Origin of the sequence: Anabaena sp. AL09 (assembly GCF_001672255.1) — a bacterium.
In the GTDB taxonomy this organism is placed as follows: Bacteria; Cyanobacteriota; Cyanobacteriia; order Cyanobacteriales; family Nostocaceae; genus Dolichospermum; species Dolichospermum lemmermannii.
On the sequence record NZ_LJOQ01000100.1, the window covers coordinates 95,988 to 118,029 of the forward strand.

Sequence of the window (22,042 nt, forward strand, 5' to 3'; positions counted from 1 at the left end):
TTATTTATATGATTAAATTCACAACTTAACTAATGCTATTAACTCTATTGACGAGTGATCACCAAATTTGAAGTCAGGGTAATAGCTAAATCTTGTTCTGGTCTGAGGACAAAAACATCAGCTTTTTGTTTCCGCAATAGTACACTAGCTAAAGCACCCGCTGCTGCACCACCCACAGGTTCTAAAACTTCAATTTTCTTGTTACCTGTCACCAATGAAATCAGACTAGCTGCACCGGCACCAATAGCAGCATCAGTTAATATTTGTCCAGTGCTTGATCCCTTGGTAATTGTTTCTGTTTTGGTTATAGTTCGGGAATTAGCAAAAATCTGTTGTCGTTGTCTAGAAGGAAATACTAATTCTCTGGCTACAAATCGGACACCTTGCTGATTATTCCCGGAAGATCGAGTATTTAATCTTACTGGTTGTAATTCACCAATCACTTCAGTATTGGCAGGAATTAAAATATTTCTGTTGCTATCAGTAACATTGTCAGCTATTTTCAGAGTTAGGGCTAATGTTTCACCCGGTTTGACAATAACTTTTTCCTTGTCGTAGGTAACAGGTAAAGTTACATTAGCGGGAATACTAATTGTCCGCGATTGATTAAGATTGTATCCTTGTGCTAGAACAGGACTCAAGGACAGTAAGGGGATAGCTGCACCTGTGGTAATGGCTATGGCCATGAGTGCAGCGGTGCTAGATTGCCAACGGATAGAACGACCCATGATAAGATTGCCAATAATATGTGATATGTGTGATGACGTGGATTAACTAAGATAGTTTCTGGACAATTGTTAATTAAGCATAAGCGCTGCTTACTTACGTTTTCTTTTTTTCTGCCCCCAATCGTAATTCACAAGCAACAATAATACTGGTACAAATGTTTTCTTCTCCAACTTCTTGAATTTTAGAAAAGATTTTACCCGTTGGATGTTTAATAAAGTCAGATAGTGTATTGGTATCGAGTAAGTAAGAGTAAAACATTTTAAAGCTCAATTTCATCTAGTGGTAATAGTCCTTCGTCAACATTGGGAAATTCTTCATCAATATCCTCAAGGTTAGCAAAGACTTCGAGAAGGGATTTTTTCTTAATAGGAGAAATAATCGCCAGAGGAATACCATTTTCTGTAATTGTCAGGGGTTCACCTGTTTTTTTAGCTTCGTTAATTAGAGTCTGAAGGGTTTGGGGAGTTCGGAAATGGTGATTTGTGTCATAGTGGGTTGTGGGGATGAAAATTGGGCGTATATATTTCATTCTATTCTGAATATTAGATAACAGTTAATCCTGTAAATCCTTAAATCCTGGACATCCTGATTCAGACAGTGAAATTAGATCCCCGACTTCTTGGAGAAGTCGGGGATCTGGACAATTGTTAATTAAGTATAAGCACTGTATACTCACGTTTATTCCTGTGCTATTCTAAATGCTAGTTACTCATCACATCTACCACCAGTATGGATTACTCAAGTCTCAGAACTGCTGCTGAAATCATTACCGCTTTTCATAAATGTCAAAATGCAGGTGAACAAATTGATTTATTTGAAGCATTAGCGACAAGTGATGATCCACCTGTTGAGGCTTTTGAAAGAATATTAAGAGAGGTTATATTAGAACCGTTAATAGTTTTAACTATTCAGGCTTTTGGTAAGATTAAAGATGCAGATATTAGAGAAATATTAAAGCAAAGTGATCATTTGTTGACGATTTTAAGTGAGCAAGCGCAGTCAGGAGAAACGGATTCAATTCGCTTATCTGCTGCTAAGACTGTTGTAAATCTGGGGTTTGATTTTATTGCTATATCTCGATATTTCAGAGAAGATCCTAAAAAGATTGCTGACAGAATAACACGAGATAAATTAAAAGAAAAAGGTTTATTCTATGCTAAATACAATGAAGTACGAGATTTAAAATCTAAACTTGATAGACAATTAGAGCAAATTAAATCTATTAATTATGATGTATATGACAGCGTAATTGTAAATAGTAAATTTAAGTATATTCCCTCTGGAAATATAGTGGATAATGACGAATATGATTTGATTATAAATGATTATGTACAGTCTCAAAATATTTTAAATGATGATGTACAGTTTTTACGTGATGAATTATCTCGATTACAAGGTGAGGTAACTAAGTTTTATAAAGATTATAAAGAAAATCAATTAGCTGCTATAGATAAAAAAGTTGCAAGAGGAAAAGCAAATCTTAAAAAAGCTAACTTAGCAAAAAGAATATATTGCTATTTTTCAGTTATCCTTAGTTATTTAATAATACTACTGTTGCTTTTCAAAATAGAAGAGAGTGTTAGAGGTTTATTTGTTTTAGTCTATTCACTATTTATTTTGAGTCTGGTAACGCTGAATATTATAGATATTAAAAAACATCGCAAAAAATATAGTACAAAAAACTTTTTATTTGATATACTTCTACTTTATCTTTGCAGTGGTAGTATACTTCCACACATAGCTATTAAAGTAGCTGACAGAAAAATAGAATCTGTTCAGAAAAATATTGAGGAAGCAGAAAATCAAAAAGCAGATGAACTCTATAGACTGAATGATGAAGAACAAAAGATATTAAGTCTATTATCAATTTAATTATTCCACCATGTTCCCTCTCATATTCCAAATACCCCAACTCCCTGATTTAAAATCCCAAAAATACACCTCCCAATACGGACAAGGAGTACGTCAAAAAGTCCTCAGCAGTCAAAAAGACTTCTTACTCCTCCTCAGCGATATTGGTAGAGTTTATAACCTTACCTTTTCCATTCGCTATCGCTACACACCTGGTTTACCCTTCGATAAACGACTGGGTATTTATTTAGTCGTCAGTCAATCACAACCTATTTCACCTGATACCGAAACTCAAATTACTGAAGACATTAAAAAAATTATCTCAGATGGATTTCTCAACCAATTTTATAAAATTGAATTACAAACAGAAGTTCCCCAAATTCAAAATCTCAGTTGGGTAAATTGTATTGGAGAAGCAATAAAACACGAAGAAATTATCAGCACTCGTCCCAAAGATTCCTTAACGTCTTTAAAAACAAAAGGACTACCAAATTATTATGTACCATTACAATTAGAAGCAGATGAAGCTAACGATATGTTAGTAGTTTGTCAAGTAATTTCTCGTTTCAATAGTCCCCTGATGTTGGAAATAACTATTCAACCAGATACCACCACATTACAAGAAAAATCTAATTGGATAAACGCCTTAGATCAAATGTTATCTCAACTCAGACAAGCTAGTAGTGGTTCTAGTTTGAGTTCCGCTAAAGAAGGAGACAGAAACGCACAATTAGTTTCTCGTATTTACGAAAAATATCAATCTTCATACCAGACAGAAAGCCTATTTCGTTATAGTTTCAAAGTTTTAGGAAAAAATGAGTTAGCAGTTCGCAGCGTTTTAGGAACATTATTATTAAGTGGAACTAAAAAAAGCCGCTACCGAACTATAATTCTCACTCCCAATCATCCCACATTTACAGACAGTCTCGCAGCTACTCAATCGGGAAAACTTTCCACCGCTACCCACTGGGAAGAATGGGATAAAGGATTAGGAGAAGCAGAATTTGGAGGTGATTCTATCACAGGTAAAGGTAGTGTGCGCGTCTTAGATTTAAAACCTTTACACCGCTACGCAACATTAAATGAAATTAGTGGTTTATTTCGCATAGTTGTACCCAGTGATGCACCTGTAGCAGGAATTAGTCAAGAAAATGATATTACCAGTTTAGATAAAGATAAACAATGGATTGATTTTGGTGGTTATGAAATTAACCGAGGTGAAGAAAACAAAATTCAAATAGAATTAAAACAACTGAATAAACACACTTTTATTTGTGGTGTTCCGGGAAGTGGAAAAACCACCACAGCTTTTAATTTACTCACTCAGTTGTGGAGTCATGGAATCCCATTTTTAGTATTTGAACCTGCGAAAACTGAATATCGTTCACTTTTAGCTATTAATCCTAATCTGAGTAAATTTACTCGCGCTGATATAGAATTTCTCAAATCTTTAAAAATCCTCACCCAACAATTACGAGTTTACACATTAGGAAATGATTTAATTTCTCCTTTTCGATTTAATCCCTTTGAAGTTTTCCAAGGAGTTCCTTTTTATGAACATATTTCTAATTTAGAAGCATCATTTCGGGGTGCGTTACCTCTTTCTGGTCCATTACCCGCTTTGCTTTCCGAAGCATTGGAAGAAATATATTATGACCGAGAATGGACAGGAAACGAAGAAGGAACACCCGAAAATTTACAAATTCCCACCATGCGGGATTTATATAAAAAAATCACCGCTTTATTTGAAACCAAAGATTACGCAGGTGAGGTAAAATCTAACCTAAAAACAGCTTTAGAAGTGAGAATTGGGAGTTTATTAAAACGTGGTGTAGGTGCGATGTTAAATACTCAACGCAGTACTCCCACAATCGCTCATTTATTAAAATATCCCACAATTTTAGAATTAGATTATTTGAACCAAGACCAAGCAAATTTGATGACCTTCTTGTTATTAACAAAAGTTCGGGAATATATCAAACGTCAACGTACAGAAAAAGCCGGGAATCCTGAACATATTTTATTATTAGAAGAAGCACATAATTTAGTCGGGAGAAATTTAGGAACTTCCTCTGGTGAAGATGCAAATACAAAACAAGAAGCCGCAAATTATGTTACTAGAATGTTAGCAGAAATGCGGGCTTTAAGAGAAGCAATTATTATTGCTGACCAATTACCCACAGGAGTAGCAGCAGAGGTTGTCAAAAATACAAATGTGAAAATTGCCCATCGTTTGGTATCAGCAGATGATAGAAAAGATATCGGTCAAGCGATGCTTTTAGACCAATCACAAATGGAAGAAATTGCGCGTTTACAACCTGGTGAATCTTTCTTATATATGGAAGGTTGGTATCGTCCCCACCCGGTAAAAATTCCTTATGAAAATAGTGCTAAGGAAAAGTTAGGGGTAGAAAGTTCGATTACAAATGATAAAATTAAACATATCATTAAATCCCGTCCTTGGTATATTCAAGGTCAGCAAACTTTACTATCCACTGCTTTACAAGAATATCAACGTTTGTATAAACAACACAATCAAAGTTTAACTAATATTCGGGAGGAGTTAAATCAAGTTTCTCAAAATTGTACAGAATTACAAGTTTTGTTATCAAATATAAAACAGGAAATCTTTCATCGTTTAGCTGGAGAGTTACGTTTTGATTTAAACCCTGTTCCTGATGAATTATCACTACAAATAGATAGACGCATTGATGCTAATAATATCCGCAGTTTGAAGTATTTACAACTTGCTGCTAATTTAACTTTAACGGATTTGGTAGAGTTACAATCTTTGGTAAATGTTAAGTTGGGAATATTTGATCAATTCTATCAAAAGGTGTTGGATAAAAATAATCAGATTCGTCGTAGTCATTATCAACAACTTTGGCAAAAATTATCTCGTCAGATTAAAAATACGCAACAACAGATAATCAATTTAGCGCGAGTTTTAAATAGAGAATCACAGGTTGCGGATATTCAAAAATTAGCAGATAATCTTGCTTATGAACAAAGACGTATTACTGATGTTGAGGAATCATCTTTAAAAGACACTTTAAAACGTCTGCAAAATGAGAAACAAGAATTACAGGATAAGTTAACGGAGGTGTTGAGTTTAGCTATTCAGCAAGCGAAAATTAATAAAGTTAAACATGATTTACAAATATGAGTACAATAACTGTAGGTTGGGTTGACGCAAGGAAACCCAACATTGTGTATACGTTACATTCGTAAATGTTGGGTTTCGTTCCTCAACCCAAGCTCCAATAAATAGGAGAAAATTATTTTGGATATAGCAGTTAAAAATCTGGTTTTATCTTACGAAACTTTAGCAAATCAAGCTATAAAGTTCAATCATGCTTATTTGCAATTACTGAAAATATATGAAGAACTAATTTTAGCACCTGACTGGTTTGCTGAATTAGAAAAATCTGGAAGTTCACCATTCAAAACTATTGCTTCAATGCAGCAAGAACAAAAGATAATTGTATCTAAATTTCAGGATTTATCAAAATTCATTGCTAAAGCACAGTTACATTTTATCATCAATCCTGAAGCGGAACAATTGAAAAATATTGCCCATGATTGCCAAATTATGATAGATTTTGTAAATAGCATAGATTTGGCAGATTTACAAGATATGTTTGTCAAAATTAAGAAATAAAAGAGGTTAAGAATCATGTCACAAGAATATAATGATCGCCAGGATTTAGAAAGAGAAGTGAAAGACTATGGTAAACAAATTGAAACTCTAGGAGAATCACAAAAAGAGTATCAGGAAGACATAGAAAGTCTACAGGAAAGACTGAAGATGTTAAAAAGTACAAAAGGAGTCTACGCAAATTCGGATCATAAAATGATTGCTACTGTAGAAAGAGCAGTTCAAACTCGTGAAACTAATGTAGAGGAGTGTCAACAAAACATTGGTGAAATTAAAACACAAATGGATGGTAAGTTAGAGAATCTCAAAAAAGGTATGAATGCACAAGAACAACGTATTGAAGAAATGGAGAATGCAGTTGATTCTCTTAAGCATAAAAATGATCATATACCTAATACTATTCAATTTGAAATTCAAATTGGAAAAGATGATTTAGATGATGCAAAAGATAAGTCTGTAAGTTTTCTAAAAATCATCGAAGTAGCAGGTACTTTAGCTGCTGGTGTTGGATTAGCTGCACAAGGCATTTCTCAGTTACTTAGCACTTTGCAATCAATAGGGATATTGAAATAAATCATAACATCAAATATAAAACCAATAAGTCAGCACTTGTGCAACGCTTCTAAATAAATGTAACAAAAATTACATCTTCAGAATCAGAAAATCACATTACATTTAAAAAATCATCTTCCTATTGTAAATTTTTGTAAAGTTGATGTCTTTAGAACTAGAAACTTGCTAATTAGATAGCTAAACTAAAAACTAAGTGCATCTGTACTGTTAACTTTCAAAATTGTAAATGTGGCGCTATAGCCTGAATGATTCCAGTCCAACTTATCATCAAAAACTTTCTTAGTTACCGTGACGCAGCTTTAGATTTTAGCGGCTTGCATACGGCGTGTATTTGTGGTTCTAATGGTGCGGGGAAATCTTCCCTTTTAGAAGCTATCACTTGGGCAATTTGGGGTGAAAGCCGTGCTACTATTGAGGATGATGTGATTCATTCTGGCGCACAAGAAGTCCGAATTGATTTCACTTTCCAAAGTGGTCTGCAAACTTATCGGGTAATTCGCAACCGGGTAAGAGGTGGAACTAGTATTTTGGAATTTCAAATTGAAACTCCTGCTGGGTTTCGTCCTTTGACGGGTAAGGGATTAAAAGCCACTCAGGATGTCATTCTCGAACATATTAAGCTAGATTATGAGACTTTTATTAATTCGGCTTATTTGCGTCAGGGAAAAGCCGATGAATTTATGCTCAAACGTCCTGCTGAACGCAAGGAAATTTTGGCGGAGTTATTAAAACTAAATCAGTATGATGAGTTAGAAGAACGCGCTAAGGATAAATCTAAACTTTATAGAATCCGAGGAGAAGATTTAGAAAATTCTTTAGCGAATATTAAAATTCAACTTCAACAACGGGAAACAACGGAAACTCAACGCGCTGAGTTAGAAGCGCAATTGAATAATTTACAACAAGTACAAGCTTTTGAAAATATTCAATTACAAAGTTTACAAGTTATCCAACATCAAAGACAAAGTTGGGAACAACAATTAAATTTTGTGCGGCAACGATATGATAATCTGAACCAAGATAGCGATCGCTTACAACAAGAACAAATATCCGTAAAATCCCAATTAACAGATTTAGAAAAGATTATCAATCAACAAGTTGATATTCAAGCTGGTTATGCTCAATATCAAAGTCTGCAATCTCAAGAAGAAATTTTTGCAGCTAAATTTGAACAACATACCCGCGCTACCAATTTAAAACAACAAAAACAACAACAGTTATATAAACAAACTCAAGATCTAGAACGTCAATTACAACAAGCGGAAGCTCAATTAGCAGCTTTAGAACAACAAGAACAAGAAATTTCCCAAACCTTGAGTAAATCTGGGGATATCGAAACAGCTATATTACAATTAAATACCGCTCGTCAGCATTTGACTAACTTAGATCAATTGCAAATGCAGGTAACACCATTATTACAACAAAGAGCCAGTTTGCAAAGTCAATTAGATCGCACTCATGCTAGTCTAGTAGCGCGATTGGAGCAAATGCAAGCCACAGAAAAACAATTACAAAATCAACACCATCGTCAACCCCAATTACAACAAGCAGTAATAGAGATAGGAACGCAAATTGAAGAATTAGATAAAAAGCGAGTTTATCTGCAAAGAGTAAAGGAAAAAGGACAGGAAAGACGACATTTTCTGGAGCGTTTACAAGCTCATCAAGGAGATTATGAAAGGTTATTGGGGGAACTAGAACAAAAATTGCAAATGTTACAAAATCCCGATGCTAGTTGTCCTTTATGTGAACGTCCTCTAGACGAACATCATTGGAGTAAAGTTATCGAAAAAACTCAATTAGAATATGAAGATACCCAAGGACAATTTTGGGTAGTGCGGGAACAAATGGCAGTTTCAGATCGGGAAATTCAGGTACTCAGACAAGAATATCGAGAAATATCCCAAAAGTTATCAGGTTATGATTCATTGCGAGAAAAACGGGGACAATTAGCAGCACAGTTAGAAGCTACAAGTGATGTCCAACAACAGTTACTGCAAATTATTTCTGAAAAACAACATTTAGAAAATTCCTTAGAAACCGGTGATTATGCACCAGAAAAACAAATAGAAATTCAGCAATTAGATCAATATCTCCAGCAACTTAATTATAGTGAACAAGACCACGTTCTTGCCCGTAGTGATGTAGATAAATCACGTTGGGCAGAAATTAAACAAGGACAAATTAAGGATGCCTTAAAACGCCAAGCACAACTAATAGCTAGAAAACCAGAATTAGCCGCGAATATTGCTCAATTACAATTGCAACTGCAACAAGGACAAACTGATTCTGATTGTGCGAAAGAAATCGCTAATTTAGAACAGCAAATTGCCGAAATTGGCTATAGTTCAGAACAGCATAATTATCTGCGTCAAGGTGTGCGACAAGGGCAAGGTTGGCAATTACGTCATCAACAATTATTATCAGCACAAGCACAATATCCTCAATTAAGTAATAAAAGTCAAGATTTAGAAGATTCATTGCAAAGAATATTCAAAGAACGAGAAACATTAACTCAACAAATTGATAATATGGTTAAACAATTAACCGACAGTGCGAACCCAACAGCCCAAATTAATGCTTTAGAACAACAATTAGCAAACCGGAGACGGGAACTAGATAATAAAATATCTCAGTTGGGACAATTAAAACAAATGTCTTTGCAATTAGAAACTTTGCAAAATCAATATGAACAAGATATCCAACAGGTGCAAATTTGTAAACAACAACAGCGTGTTTATCAAGAATTAGCTCAAGCTTTTGGCAAAAATGGGATTCAAGCTTTAATGATTGAAAATATTTTACCCCAATTGGAAGCAGAAGCTAATCAATTACTTTCTCGATTGAGTGCGAATCAATTTCACGTCCAATTTATCACCCAAAAAGCGGGACGCAGTGGCAAATCAAGTAAGAAAAATGCTAAATTAATAGATACATTAGATATTTTAATTGCTGATTCCAGAGGAACGAGATCCTATGAAACTTATTCAGGAGGAGAAGCTTTTAGAATTAACTTTGCCATTCGTTTAGCTTTAGCAAAATTATTGGCACAAAGAGCAGGAGCATCATTACAATTATTAGTAATAGATGAAGGTTTTGGGACTCAAGATGGGGAAGGATGCGATCGCTTAATTGCCGCAATTAACGCCATATCCTCTGATTTTGCCTGTATCCTCACTGTAACCCATATGCCCCACCTCAAAGAAGCCTTCCAAGCCAGAATTGAAGTGAGTAAAAATCAGCAAGGTTCACAGTTACAATTATTGATGTAATACCCAGATCCCCGACTTCTTTGAGAAGTCGGGGATCTATATCCAATTATCTACTCATGCTGAGATTAATTACTGACTTTGACGGTCCAATCATGGATGTTTCGGAACGCTATTACCGTGTTTATCAATTGTGTCTAGAGAAAACCCGATATCCTCAACAAACAATTATAGAACTTTCTAAAGCCGAATTTTGGCAACTCAAGCGATCGCACACTCCCGAACTCCAAATTGCTCTACAATCAGGTTTAGATGCCCAACAAGGGCAAGAATTTTCCCAAATCCGTAAACAAATAGTCCACACCCTCCCCTATTTCCAGTATGATATCCTTGTTCCCACTGCATTAGAAACACTCACCAAAGTTCAAGCAGCCGGTATTGATTTAGCCGTGATGACAATGCGACGGGTACGAGAATTAGATTATGCTTTTAATCAATATAATTTGAGCCAGTTTTTCCCAGAAAACCGTCGTTATTGCCTAAGTAACGACTATGTAAAAACTCGTGATGTCGAAGATAAACCATTATTAATGGCTAGAGCCTTAGCTGAACTCCCCCCTGCGGCTGATACTTGGATGGTGGGAGACACAGAAGCCGACATTACTGCTGCCAAAAAACACGATATCAAAATTATTGCAGTTGAGTCGGGTATCCGAGATCGCAGTCAACTAGCATCTTATCAACCTGATATGATTGTGACCGATTTAAAAACGGCTGTAGATTTTATCCTCAAACAATAAAAAAATTATGGGTAATCGGTCATTAACCAATTACCCATTACCTAACGTAAAAAGCTACTTACTAACCACATCAATATAAAAGTCAACAGCGTCGAAAACTGATTCGCTGTCAAAGTTATCAATGGTAATGGTAATATTAAGCCAGCAAGTAGACCGCCAGCGATTAAGCCAGCAATTAAACTAACTAACGTGAATAAAACCGCTCTACCAAATTTTCCTTCCTTGCGATTGAGGAAATAAACACCAATAGCTACCCCAACTACCAAGGACAGTTGTAAAACCTGTCCGCTACCACCGGGATATAACACACTAGTTGCACTTAAACCCAGATACCAAGCTCCTGGTAGCAGTACATCAGTTAACTTAGGCTGATCTATACTCCGCTTTAGCCATGCAGGAGACTGCTGACCAAGGGTTTGACTTGTTTGGGGAGAAGATGGAAATCGCTTTTCTGGAAACCGGATGCGTTCAGGCACTTTAATTTTACCTTCTTGGCGCATCCGTAGGCGCTCCATTAGAATCGCATCATAAGCAGCTTCAATAACTTCTCGGACATTGCCATCACCACCATGTTGTTCTAACAGGCGATTCCGAACATCCTGAATTTCATCGAAGCTTGCGTCTTCTGATACCCCAAGTTTTTCGTAGGGACTTTGATCACTCATGGGAGGTTATTACTTTAGCCTTAATCAGCGGCACTTTTTATTTTACAGAAAAACAACTTTAGATTTTATAGAAATAAAGACAACAATTAGACAAGTAGCTACCTGCATTAGAGAAAGTAGGCAATTTTATCTATCTACCACAATAATAGCATGAGTCGGGGCAACCGCACATAAGAAAATTGTGGTTTTAAGATTGTTGAAAATTTGAATACTCAGGACTGTGGACTGAAGTCGGGAAACTACTCTCATCCTCCCCTAACTCCTGCTATACCAGCATATTTACCTCTTCAATATTCACAATAAAAATTACAGTTTATAGAAATAATCAGGATAATCATCCCTATCCCCCGTAAATTTTGAATTACTGCCAAAGTAAAACCTGCGTTTTTACGCAATCATCTTTGTTAATTCTATGTACTTCTGTAAAAAATAATAGCCATGGCTGCTGCCAAGATTCTTGTAATTGACGACGATCCTGCGGTTCGGAATTTAATCCAACGCTTTTTACTCAAACAAAATTATCAAGTTGAGTCTGCCGAAGATGGTAAGACTGGTCTAAGTATGTTTGAGCAATTTAACCCTGATTTAGTAATTCTAGATGTTAATTTGCCAGATGTGATTGGTTTTAACCTCTGTCAAGAAATGCAGAGTCGTAGTGGTGTATTTGTGCTACTACTGACTAGCAGGACAGACGAAGCGGATAAAATTCGCGGTTTTTCTAAAGGTGCTGATGACTATCTCACTAAGCCATTTGGTTTAGGAGAGTTAGAAGTTAGAGTAGCAGCAATTTTAAGGCGGCAGCGGGTTGTAACTAATGCAGAACAGCAACGTCTTATCTTTGACAAACTAACTATTGATTCCATAGGACGGGAAGTAATGCTTAATAGCGAACCCATTCTCTTAACTGCTCTGGAATTTGACTTATTATATTTTTTAGCTAGTCATCCAGCTAGAGTTTGGCGACGATCTGAACTGATCCAAAAAGTTTGGGACTATGAATATGTTGGGGATCAACGGGTTGTAGATGTCCATATTGGTCAAATTCGTAAGAAAATTGAAATCGATCCGACTCAATCAACATTAATTCACACTATCCGTGGTGTAGGGTACAAATTTGAATGCGCTACTTCTAACTAAAACTTGACTACTATCTGTAAACTTCCGCCGCTCCCAAGCCTTCAAGGCGTGGGAGCAGGGCTGCAAAATTCATGCTATCAACGGAAAATGTTGTGAACGGAAACAGAGTTGGTTTATTAATTTAATTCAGTATTTCTCTGGATTATTGATGAAATAAAGTTTCTAAATAAACACGAGCCGCTCGGCGATCGCTTTCGCCATTTTGCAGCAAAAATAGCGATAAAGCCGCTGTTAATACGCGGGTTTGATCCCAATCAGGATGGTTTTGCAGATAGTTGTTCATGGATTCCTGTAATGTTTCGGGAATTTCGGTAAAGAGAGGAACTGTTGAGTTCATAAAATTTTCCTGTAGATTAATCAAGAGAAGTTACTTGTGTTCAGTTTGACTGAGGGCTGATTCATCCCCTGTGGGGAAAGTAGGGAAGAAAATTAAAATAAACCAAAATACAAAATGCAGATGCCTAGGGGAATCAAACTAAGACTCATCATTTTGCGCTCACAACGGGTGGATTTGTCAATGCTGCGAAATGTTAACAATTAGCAGTCAAAAATAAATCTTGACGAATTAATCAGGCTTATAACTATATTTTTGTTACATAACTTCATGAAAACTCGGTTATCAAGCCTGTTAGTAGTGAAAAATTCACAATCCCCAATAAGTCAGGAATAGCTGATTAACTCGTCAAACATCTGTGGAAAACTGCAAAATTACCTGTGGAAATCCTGTGGAATGAATGAGGAAAATAATAGTTCATAATAAGAATTACCAAAATGTCAGGAAGATATGACATATCAGGTAAATAAGATGATAAAGTCAATTTATGAATATAAGTATGCTAACTTTTAGTTATCTAGTTTAAAGTGGTGACGGAAATTACTCATTGAGACTAGGCTAAATGCAAGTTAAAATAGATGAGAGTAGTAATTTGTTGTGCTTTCTACAAGAAAAACTTTTAAGCTCTAATTCTGTAAATTATTGATTTTTGCCTGAGAAATTGGAATGTTAGACCAAATATTTAATTACCTAGATTTTCATTTCAGCGTCGAAGCTTCTATAGTTCTCTTAATCTTAGTGTTTTTAGAGGCAGTGCTATCGGCTGATAATGCGATCGCCCTCGCTGCGATCGCCCAAGGACTAGAAGACAAAAAACTAGAAGGTCAAGCCCTAAACATTGGTTTAGTATTTGCTTATGTCCTCCGAATCACCCTATTGTTAACAGCTACTTGGGTACAAAAATTTTGGCAATTTGAACTATTGGGCGCTGGTTATCTCTTATGGCTAGTATTCCAACACTTTAGCTCTCAAGAAGACGAATCCAATCACCATCACGGACCACGTTTTAAATCTCTGTGGCAAGCTATACCCGTGATTGCCTTTACCGATTTAGCCTTTTCCTTGGATAGTGTGACCACAGCGATCGCCGTTTCTCAAGAAACATGGTTGGTAATCACTGGTACAACCATCGGTATTGTCACCCTCCGATTCATGGCTGGATTATTTATCCGCTGGTTAGATGAATATGCAAACTTAGAAGACGCAGGTTACATCACTGTAGCGTTTGTAGGTTTACGTCTGTTATTAAAAGTCATCAACGATGATTTAGTCCCACCACAATGGCTCATGGTGACAGCTATTGGTATCATCTTAGCCTGGGGCTTCTCTAAACGCACCGTTGTGGAATTAGTTCCAGAAGAAAAGGAAAAAGCCCAAGTCTTGAAGTAATTAGGTAGGGAACAGGTAACAGGTAAGAGTTTTATTACCCATTACCCATTACCCATTACCCATTACCCATCCCTAATTACTCATTTAACCAAGGTGTGGAATGAGGTTGCCAAGCAACTAATTCCTCTTCCTTAAACCACAGCGCAATTTCTGTTTGGGCGGTTTCTTGAGCATCAGAACCATGAATGAGGTTGCGACCGACATTAACGCCAAAATCGCCGCGAATTGTGCCTGGTTCTGCTGTTAAAGGGTTGGTTGCGCCAATAATTTTTCTGGCTGCTACCACAACGCCCTCGCCTTCCCAAACCATGGCTACCACTGGACTAGAAATGATAAATTCCACTAAACCAGGGAAAAAAGGTCTTTCACGGTGAACATCATAATGTTTTTCCGCTAATTCTTTACTAACCTTCATAAACTTTAAGCCCACTAGGGTAAAGCCCTTAGTTTCAAATCGGCGGATAATTTCACCCACCAAGCCGCGTTGTACACCGTCAGGTTTAATTGCTAAAAATGTGCGTTCCAAATCTGTCTCCAAAAACATAATCAAATTTTGATGGGTTAATTGTCAGTTGTATTGATGTCTTTTGTCTAGTAGTTTTGTCAATATTCCCTAAAAATTGCAGAGATAAGGGAACGAGAAAAAAATTGTCTTCTTTTCTGGCTAGTAAAGACGCAGCAAGGCTTACTTACCCCTCTACGGGTAGCGCAGCATGGTAATGACGATATTTATTTCTAGTTGTATATCCCTTACCAGACTATTTTGTTAAATTATTATTTTCGTGGGCAAACACAGAGGTCAGGAAGAAATGGGTGTCGAGTCAACCGCTGATGAAATTGTGAAAATGCCGTCTAATGGGCATAAAGCTGAATTGAAACGCCAAAAACAGAAGCAACTACTAGTCCCTAGTCCAATTACGGGAGATTTACCTCTACCTTGGAAAATTGAGAATAGTGAAGACCTGTACCGGATTGAAGGTTGGGGAAAGCCTTATTTTTCGATTAATGCGGCTGGTCATGTGACTGTCTCCCCCAAGGGTGAACGTGGTGGGTCATTAGACTTGTTCGAGTTGGTAAATGCTTTAAAGCAGCGTAATTTGGGGCTACCCATGTTAATCCGGTTTTCCGATATTTTGGAAGACCGAATTGAGCGATTAAATGCTTGTTTTGCCAAAGCGATCGCTCGCTATAACTATCCTGGGGTATATCGGGGAGTATTTCCCGTTAAGTGCAATCAACAACGCCACCTGATCGAAGATTTAGTGAGATTTGGTAAACCCCATCAATTTGGTTTAGAAGCAGGTTCTAAGCCAGAATTAATGATTGCTCTAGCCTTGTTGGATACACCAGGCGCATTGTTAATTTGCAACGGCTACAAAGACCAGGAATACATCGAAACAGCCATGTTAGCCCAAAAGCTAGGACAAACACCAGTGATCGTCCTAGAGCAAATTGAAGAGGTAGATTTGGCCATTGCGGTCAGCCGTCAATTAGGCATTAAACCCATCTTGGGAGTAAGAGCGAAATTAAGTACCCAGGGAATGGGGCGTTGGGGAACTTCCACAGGCGATCGCGCTAAGTTTGGCTTGACAATTCCCGAAATTATGGAAGCTGTGGAAAAATTAGGTGCAGCCGACTTACTCGGTTCTTTGCAGTTATTACACTTTCACATTGGTTCTCAAATCTCTGCTATCAATGTCATTAAAGATGCTATCCAAGAAGCCAGCCGCATTTATGTGGAGTTGGCCATGCTGGGGGCAGATATGAAATATTTAGACGTTGGTGGTGGCTTGGGTGTAGATTACGACGGCTCTCAAACCAACTTCTACACCTCGAAAAACTACAATATGCAAAACTATGCTAACGACATCGTGGCAGAGTTAAAAGATACCTGTGATGAAAAGCATATTTCCGTACCAACATTAGTGAGTGAAAGTGGCCGGGCGATTTCTTCCCACCAATCGGTTTTAATCTTTGATGTTCTCAGCACCAGCGATGTCCCCCTTAATCCCCCTTCTCCTCACCAAGAGGGAGAATCCCCAATCATTAAATATCTCTGGGAAACCTACCAATCCATTAATAAGGAAAATTACCAAGAGTTCTATCACGATGCGGCTCAATTCAAAGAGGAAGCCATCAGTCGTTTCAACTTAGGAATTTTGCGCCTCAAGGAACGCGCTAAAGCCGAACGTCTTTACTGGGCTTGTTGTCAAAAGGTTTTAAATCTCATCCGTCAGGAAGAATACGTACCTGATGAGTTGGAAGACCTAGAAAAAATCATGGCTTCCATTTACTATATCAATCTTTCCGTGTTTCAATCAGCACCGGACTGTTGGGCGATAGATCAACTATTTCCCATTATGCCTATACATCGTCTGGATGAAGAACCAACCCGGAGAGGAATTTTAGCGGATCTAACCTGTGATAGTGATGGAAAAATAGACCGCTTCATAGATTTGCGAGATGTCAAATCAGTGTTAGAACTGCACGAATTTGAGCCGGGGAAACCTTATTATCTGGGAATGTTCCTGAATGGAGCGTACCAGGAAATTATGGGGAATTTACATAATCTCTTTGGTGACACTAACGCTGTTCACATTAATTTAACACCCAAAGGTTATCAAATTGAACACGTTGTCAAGGGCGATACCATGAGTGAAGTTCTGAGCTACGTCCAGTATGATGCTGAGGACATGATAGAAAACATTCGCCAACGGTGTGAGCGAGCTTTAGAAGAACAGCACATTACTATAACAGAATCTCAGCGACTACTACAAACTTACGAGCAAAGTTTACAACGGTATACTTACTTGAATAGTTAATAGTTAATAGTCAGTTGTCAGTTGTCAGTGGTCAGTGGTCAGTGGTAAAGAAAAACAACGGATAACGGACAACGGACAACTGACAAAGGACAACTGACAACTGTACGGGCGAAGCATTTGGAGAACTATTTTTGGCAATGACCGATAATTTATCTTCCAAATGCTTCGCCCCTACTGACGAACAACTGACAACTAACTAATTAACATTTGCTCCTAATAATTCAGCGATCGCTTGGTGTTCTAAAGGTATTTCTGAGGGTCGAGTTTGCCGAGCATCAGTAATTAGCCAATCTAAAGCCGCAGCTTGCACATCAATGGATGCTCCCGTCTTATCTACACAGTAACGCCCAAACACCAGCTTATCTACTAAGCGGACTCCTGGAGCTAAACGCGACCATTCAAAAATTACACTGTTGTCTACAGTAGCCCCACTACAAATCCAGCAATTTGGACCAATCATTGCTGGTCCAATAATTTTTGCCCCATCTTCGATTTTGGTCATTCCCCCAATATAAACAGGTCCAGTGATATCAACTTTATCCCAATTTACAGATACATTTAAACCAGTAAAAATACCGGGAGCAACTTCATGTCCAGGGATTTGGACATTTTTAATTTCTCCTGATAAAACACCACGAATTGCTCGCCAATAATCGGGAACTTTACCAATATCTACCCATTCAAAATCCATGGGAATAGCATAAAAAGAGGCGTTATCTGCTACAAGTTGGGGGAATAACTGGCTACCAATGTCATATTCCACTCCAGAGGGTATATATTCAAACACTTCTGGCTCGAAAATATAAATACCTGTATTGATATTAGTGCTAAGGGCTTCTTCTGTTGAAGGTTTTTCTTGGAAAGCTTTAACGCGATTATTTTCGTCAGTAACCACCACACCGTAGCTAGAAACCTCTTCTTTGGGAACTGATTTGGTGATGATGGTAGCGATCGCCCCTTTGGATTTATGCCACTTTACCGCCGCAGTTAAATCTAAATCAATTAAAGCATCACCACATAACACTACAAATGTGTCATCAAAAAATGGTGAGAAGTCTTGAATCCGCCGCATACCCCCGGCTGAACCGATAGCTTCGCCGACGAGTTTACCATCATCATCAATTTTACCTTCAAAAGAATAGGCAATCTGCACTCCAAACCGCTGACCATCACGGAAATAACTTTCTATTTCTTCCGCCAAATGGCTGACATTGACCATAATTTCGTCAAATCCATGTTGACGTAATAACTCCAGTAAAAATTCCATAACCGGCTTTTGCAGAATAGGAATCATGGGTTTGGGAATTGTATATGTGATGGGACGGATACGAGTACCCTTTCCCGCTGCAAGAATCATCGCTTTCATAAAATTTTATTCCTTAGTCAGTTGTTAGTAGGGGCGAAGCATTTGGAAGATAAATTATCGGTCATTGCCAAAAATAGTTCTCCAAATGCTTCGCCCGTACAGTTGTTATCATTGCCAAAAATAGTTCTCCAAATGCTTCGCCCGTACAGTTGTTAGTTGGAATAGATAGAAATTTATTCTCCCCCTGCCCCTGCTTTTAGCTAGGTAAGCGGATTTGAATTTCCTGGTAAAATTCTTTTTGAAATAGTTCTACCTTAGATTGAGCCGATAGCAGTAGTAAAGCCCAAAAAACGCTAACTAAGTTACCGTGTTCTGATTCATGATGCTCCCCATTTTTCTCTGGTTGTTTTGTCTGTATCCATAAATCTATCAGTTCTTCTAGATTCCAATATTGTTCCTCTGAATTTTGCTCTTTAGCAGCACCATATAACACCTGCTCTATTTCTAACGCGACTTGGGTTAAATTTTCTTGGTGCGCTAACTCTAGAGCTTCTCGCATGGTCTGCACACTAGGCCGACCTTTAAACCGCCTAGGTTTATCAACTTTTTTTACTAGTTTTAGCTGGCTGGCCATAATTTGCAACTGGTCTATTAACTCTTGCAAAGTCACCCGACGTTTTGGCGGTGGCATAGCGGCCGGACGACGACGCAAGTGTTGCTCTAGGTGCAAACGATGGGCCGGATATAACAAGCCGTCTTCAATTCCTAATAGTGTATCATCTAAAACTTTTTCTGGAGTATTATATACTGCTGATAACTGAACTAATGTATTAGCTTTAAATAATACGAGCATTGATGCTGATAAAAAAGCCTGTCCAGATTGAGATAAGTCACTTTCGTAGCCTCTGATGGTTTTTGCTTCTGGGGACATTAATTCCAAGTAATGATCAATCACCTCAATAACTCGCACGTCCCAAGGGTCAATTTCCCCTTTTTCAGCTTGCTCAATCAGGTGTGTAATTTTTTCTAATAATTCGGCTGCATCCATTAATTTAAAATTTAAAATACCAGGAAGAAGGAGTATGGCTAACGCCACGCTTCGCTATCAGGAGGAAGAAGAAAGAAGAAGGAAGAAAGGGAAGAGTTCCAATAACAACTGACAACTGACAACTGACAACTGACCAACTTATTCATCTTCTTCAAATTCTGAGCCATAATTAACTCGAAAATTTGAGACAAAATCGCTATGGTTACTGCTTTTGATGGCATCAAAAGTGCCTTTGATAGTCCCAGCAATTGGCACAGCAACGAGTGTTCCTAATAATCCGGCAATTTCAAATCCCATTAAAATGGCGATAAAAATCCACAGGGGGTTGAGTCCGATAAAATTACCCATTAATTTTGGAGCTAACAGATTATCTTTAATTTGTTGCATGATAACTGCCATTGTAGCGACTGGAAAGGCTAACCACCAATTTTGGATTAATACTAACATTGTGACTAAACCAATGCCTAAAGTTGCGCCAACAACGGGAATAAGTCCAGAAATACCAATTATAATGGCAAATAAGAGAGCAAATGGGACTTTTAGAAATAAGAATATGGGTGTGAGGGCTATGACCATGAACAGTCCCAGCAATAATTGGCTTAGGAAAAAGTTTTGGAAATTTAACTGCAATGATCGGCTAAAGGGAATACCAATATTAGATGGTAGCAGATTAACTAAACCAGACCAAACGCGATCGCCATATATGAGCATATAAAAAGCTAAAACGATGACTAAGACTACATTCAGTATTCCTGATAATAGTGTTCCTGCAAATCCTACTACCCCTGAAGCTATTTGCTGTACCAGATTTTGAATATTAGCATTTATTTGATTTGTTACCAGCTTTAAGTCTATAGATAAGCGCCGCTGCTTTGCTAAACTTTCTAAGTGATCTAAATTAGCTTGACTAGTCGCCAACCAATCCGGAATCTTATTTAAAAGTTGAATGGTTTGGTCAATTAGCATGGGTACGAGAGTAACACCCAAAACAATAAACAAAGTTAAAGTTAGTAGTAAAACAATGATTACCGCTTGAGTGCGGGTAATTCTGACTTTCTCAAGTAACTTAACCGGGTAATTTAGTAAAAAAGCCAGAATTGCCGCAATACTGAGAATAGTAATTGGATTTTGGAAAAAACGAAATAATACAGACAGTAGCCAGATATTGAGGGCGATAATTGGTCCACTGAGTCCATAAATTAATAGAGTTTGCAGAGAAGCAGAACGGCGCATCTGATTTAATGTATAAGCAGGGGCTTTTGAGGTAGGAAAGGAATGATAACGCAGCGTGGCTTTAGCCATACTCCTGTAACTTCCATTCATTCCTATTGTCTAAACAATTTACTGATTTTGATCATAAATATTTTTTCGATCTAAATTTGAGGAAATCACAAAAATGGATACAAGCATAGCGGATCTTCGCAAAGACTACACATTACAAGATTTGAGTGAAAAAGAAATTAATCCAAATCCGTTTACACAATTTAAAATTTGGTTTACTCAGTCCTTAGCAGCCCAGCTACCTGAACCTAATGCTATGACTTTGGCTACCTGTACAGCAGATGGTCAGCCTTCGGCGAGAATGGTATTACTCAAAGATTTTGATGAACGGGGGTTTGTCTTATTTACTAATTACAATAGCGAAAAAGGACAGGAACTTGCGGTAAATCCCCATGCTGCTTTAGTTTTTTGGTGGGCTGAACTAGAACGTCAGGTGAGAATTGTGGGGACTGTGGAAAAAATTTCTTCAGCAGAATCTGATAGCTATTTTGAAATTCGTCCTGCATATAGTCGGCTAGGTGCTTGGGCTTCTAATCAAAGCGAAGTAATTGCAAGTAGAGAAATTTTAGAAGCACAATTACAGGAGTTTCAGCTTAAATATGAAAATCAGGAAGTTCCTCGTCCTCCTCATTGGGGTGGTTTTCGCGTGATTCCCCAAAAAATTGAGTTTTGGCAAGGAAGATCAAGTCGTTTACATGATCGCCTGCTATATACTCGTTTAAATGATGGAGAATGGCAAATTGAGCGGTTATCACCTTGATTTAATATTTGATGTCAGCATTCAGCTATCAGCAGTAATAGTAGAGAAAAGGAAGTAGTTATTTCCTGAAAGTTATACACATTTAACATTCTGTATTTCCGGATTGAAAACTGATAGCTGAAGACTGAATACTTAATCAGTTAACTACCCCAAATTATCTTTGATATATGTTTCTTAATGTACAGTTAGATTATACTGGATATGTATATAGTAAGCATGACTTATCAGAAAGACCGACATAGATATAGTAGTTATCAGGTCATTAAGTAGGTTGGCGTTAAAAATTGTGGTTATGGCAAGGGAACAGAAAAGAGGTTTTGGGCAACTTGACTTTTCCTTACATATTTAGTTTTTTTTCCATTCACTTACAAAAGAAGGGAACAGGGAAGAGGGAACAGGGAACAGGGAGCAAATAAGAAACACTCATTTGCACCAGTTTAAAGCTCAGTCAAAAAAAGGATGTTTTTACCAGATGCGTAG

The 22,042-nt window shown here is 37.5% G+C and carries 20 protein-coding genes and 1 pseudogene; 11 read left to right on the forward strand and 10 right to left on the reverse strand.

Annotated features, from left to right (window positions below; translation table 11 throughout):
- Positions 1-44 precede the first annotated feature (44 nt).
- The 3 genes and pseudogenes from AN490_RS20690 to AN490_RS20700 form a co-directional block, all read right to left on the reverse strand.
- The gene (locus tag AN490_RS20690; RefSeq protein WP_300006693.1) at positions 45-728 is read right to left on the reverse strand and encodes a conjugal transfer protein TrbI; all 684 of its coding nucleotides are present in this window, start codon (positions 726-728) and stop codon (positions 45-47) included.
- 94 nt (positions 729-822) lie between these two features.
- The gene (locus AN490_RS20695; protein WP_300006694.1) at positions 823-987 is read right to left on the reverse strand and encodes a PIN domain-containing protein; all 165 of its coding nucleotides are present in this window, start codon (positions 985-987) and stop codon (positions 823-825) included.
- Between the two features lies 1 nt (position 988).
- A pseudogene (locus AN490_RS20700) lies at positions 989-1,218 on the reverse strand (type II toxin-antitoxin system Phd/YefM family antitoxin).
- A gap of 240 nt (positions 1,219-1,458) precedes the next feature.
- On the opposite strand from AN490_RS20700, the gene AN490_RS20705 reads away from it, so the two are divergent.
- The 6 genes from AN490_RS20705 (at position 1,459) to AN490_RS20730 (ending at position 10,820) form a co-directional block, all read left to right on the forward strand.
- A complete protein-coding gene (locus AN490_RS20705; RefSeq protein WP_300006695.1) occupies positions 1,459-2,601 on the forward strand; it encodes a hypothetical protein in 1,143 nt (380 codons plus the stop codon).
- A 10-nt stretch (positions 2,602-2,611) separates the two neighbouring features.
- A complete protein-coding gene (locus AN490_RS20710; RefSeq protein WP_300006696.1) occupies positions 2,612-5,746 on the forward strand; it encodes a DUF87 domain-containing protein in 3,135 nt (1,044 codons plus the stop codon).
- A gap of 117 nt (positions 5,747-5,863) precedes the next feature.
- Positions 5,864-6,241 carry a hypothetical protein gene (locus AN490_RS20715; protein WP_300006697.1) on the forward strand — a complete coding sequence of 126 codons (378 nt, stop codon included), beginning with the start codon at positions 5,864-5,866 and terminating at the stop codon, positions 6,239-6,241.
- 15 nt (positions 6,242-6,256) lie between these two features.
- Entirely contained in the window at positions 6,257-6,811 is a 555-nt protein-coding gene (locus AN490_RS20720) for a hypothetical protein (RefSeq protein WP_015080131.1), read from the forward strand.
- Positions 6,812-7,056: 245 nt separating this feature from the next.
- Complete coding sequence (gene sbcC, locus AN490_RS20725; protein WP_300006698.1) at positions 7,057-10,083, forward strand: exonuclease subunit SbcC; 3,027 nt, start codon at positions 7,057-7,059, stop codon at positions 10,081-10,083.
- Positions 10,084-10,139: 56 nt separating this feature from the next.
- Entirely contained in the window at positions 10,140-10,820 is a 681-nt protein-coding gene (locus AN490_RS20730) for an HAD family hydrolase (protein WP_300006699.1), read from the forward strand.
- Between the two features lie 41 nt (positions 10,821-10,861).
- On the opposite strand, the gene AN490_RS20735 is transcribed toward AN490_RS20730, so the two are convergent.
- Positions 10,862-11,485 (reverse strand): CPP1-like family protein, encoded by a 624-nt coding sequence (locus AN490_RS20735; RefSeq protein ID WP_300006700.1) that lies wholly within the window; start codon positions 11,483-11,485, stop codon positions 10,862-10,864.
- Between the two features lie 438 nt (positions 11,486-11,923).
- On the opposite strand from AN490_RS20735, the gene AN490_RS20740 reads away from it, so the two are divergent.
- Complete coding sequence (locus tag AN490_RS20740; protein ID WP_015080127.1) at positions 11,924-12,622, forward strand: response regulator transcription factor; 699 nt, start codon at positions 11,924-11,926, stop codon at positions 12,620-12,622.
- 142 nt (positions 12,623-12,764) lie between these two features.
- Here AN490_RS20740 and AN490_RS20745 read toward each other — a convergent pair whose 3' ends face one another.
- Positions 12,765-12,959 (reverse strand): DUF2811 domain-containing protein, encoded by a 195-nt coding sequence (locus AN490_RS20745; protein WP_300006701.1) that lies wholly within the window; start codon positions 12,957-12,959, stop codon positions 12,765-12,767.
- 663 nt (positions 12,960-13,622) lie between these two features.
- Between AN490_RS20745 and AN490_RS20750 the strand changes: the two genes are divergently transcribed.
- Entirely contained in the window at positions 13,623-14,345 is a 723-nt protein-coding gene (locus AN490_RS20750; RefSeq protein WP_148760005.1) for a TerC family protein, read from the forward strand.
- A 76-nt stretch (positions 14,346-14,421) separates the two neighbouring features.
- Here AN490_RS20750 and ndk read toward each other — a convergent pair whose 3' ends face one another.
- Complete coding sequence (gene ndk / locus AN490_RS20755; RefSeq protein WP_015080124.1) at positions 14,422-14,871, reverse strand: nucleoside-diphosphate kinase; 450 nt, start codon at positions 14,869-14,871, stop codon at positions 14,422-14,424.
- A gap of 283 nt (positions 14,872-15,154) precedes the next feature.
- Here ndk and speA point away from each other — a divergent pair, with 283 nt between their 5' ends.
- A complete protein-coding gene (gene speA, locus AN490_RS20760; RefSeq protein WP_300006712.1) occupies positions 15,155-17,167 on the forward strand; it encodes a biosynthetic arginine decarboxylase in 2,013 nt (670 codons plus the stop codon).
- Between the two features lie 31 nt (positions 17,168-17,198).
- Here the strand turns inward: speA and AN490_RS20765 are convergent, their stop codons facing one another.
- Positions 17,199-17,327 (reverse strand): hypothetical protein, encoded by a 129-nt coding sequence (locus AN490_RS20765; RefSeq protein WP_300006702.1) that lies wholly within the window; start codon positions 17,325-17,327, stop codon positions 17,199-17,201.
- A 36-nt stretch (positions 17,328-17,363) separates the two neighbouring features.
- On the reverse strand, positions 17,364-18,533 hold the full coding sequence (locus AN490_RS20770; RefSeq protein WP_300006703.1) for an NDP-sugar synthase: 1,170 nt from the start codon (positions 18,531-18,533) through the stop codon (positions 17,364-17,366).
- A 21-nt stretch (positions 18,534-18,554) separates the two neighbouring features.
- On the opposite strand from AN490_RS20770, the gene AN490_RS20775 reads away from it, so the two are divergent.
- On the forward strand, positions 18,555-18,689 hold the full coding sequence (locus tag AN490_RS20775) for a hypothetical protein (protein ID WP_300006704.1): 135 nt from the start codon (positions 18,555-18,557) through the stop codon (positions 18,687-18,689).
- Between the two features lie 40 nt (positions 18,690-18,729).
- Here AN490_RS20775 and AN490_RS20780 read toward each other — a convergent pair whose 3' ends face one another.
- Positions 18,730-19,521: a ScpA family protein gene (locus AN490_RS20780; RefSeq protein WP_300006705.1), complete on the reverse strand. Its 792-nt coding sequence runs from the start codon at positions 19,519-19,521 to the stop codon at positions 18,730-18,732.
- Positions 19,522-19,659: 138 nt separating this feature from the next.
- Positions 19,660-20,754, reverse strand: a complete 1,095-nt coding sequence (locus AN490_RS20785) for an AI-2E family transporter (RefSeq protein ID WP_148766729.1) — start codon at positions 20,752-20,754, stop codon at positions 19,660-19,662.
- A 163-nt stretch (positions 20,755-20,917) separates the two neighbouring features.
- Between AN490_RS20785 and pdxH the strand changes: the two genes are divergently transcribed.
- Complete coding sequence (gene pdxH, locus AN490_RS20790) at positions 20,918-21,562, forward strand: pyridoxamine 5'-phosphate oxidase (protein WP_148760011.1); 645 nt, start codon at positions 20,918-20,920, stop codon at positions 21,560-21,562.
- The last annotated feature ends 480 nt before the right edge of the window (positions 21,563-22,042 follow it).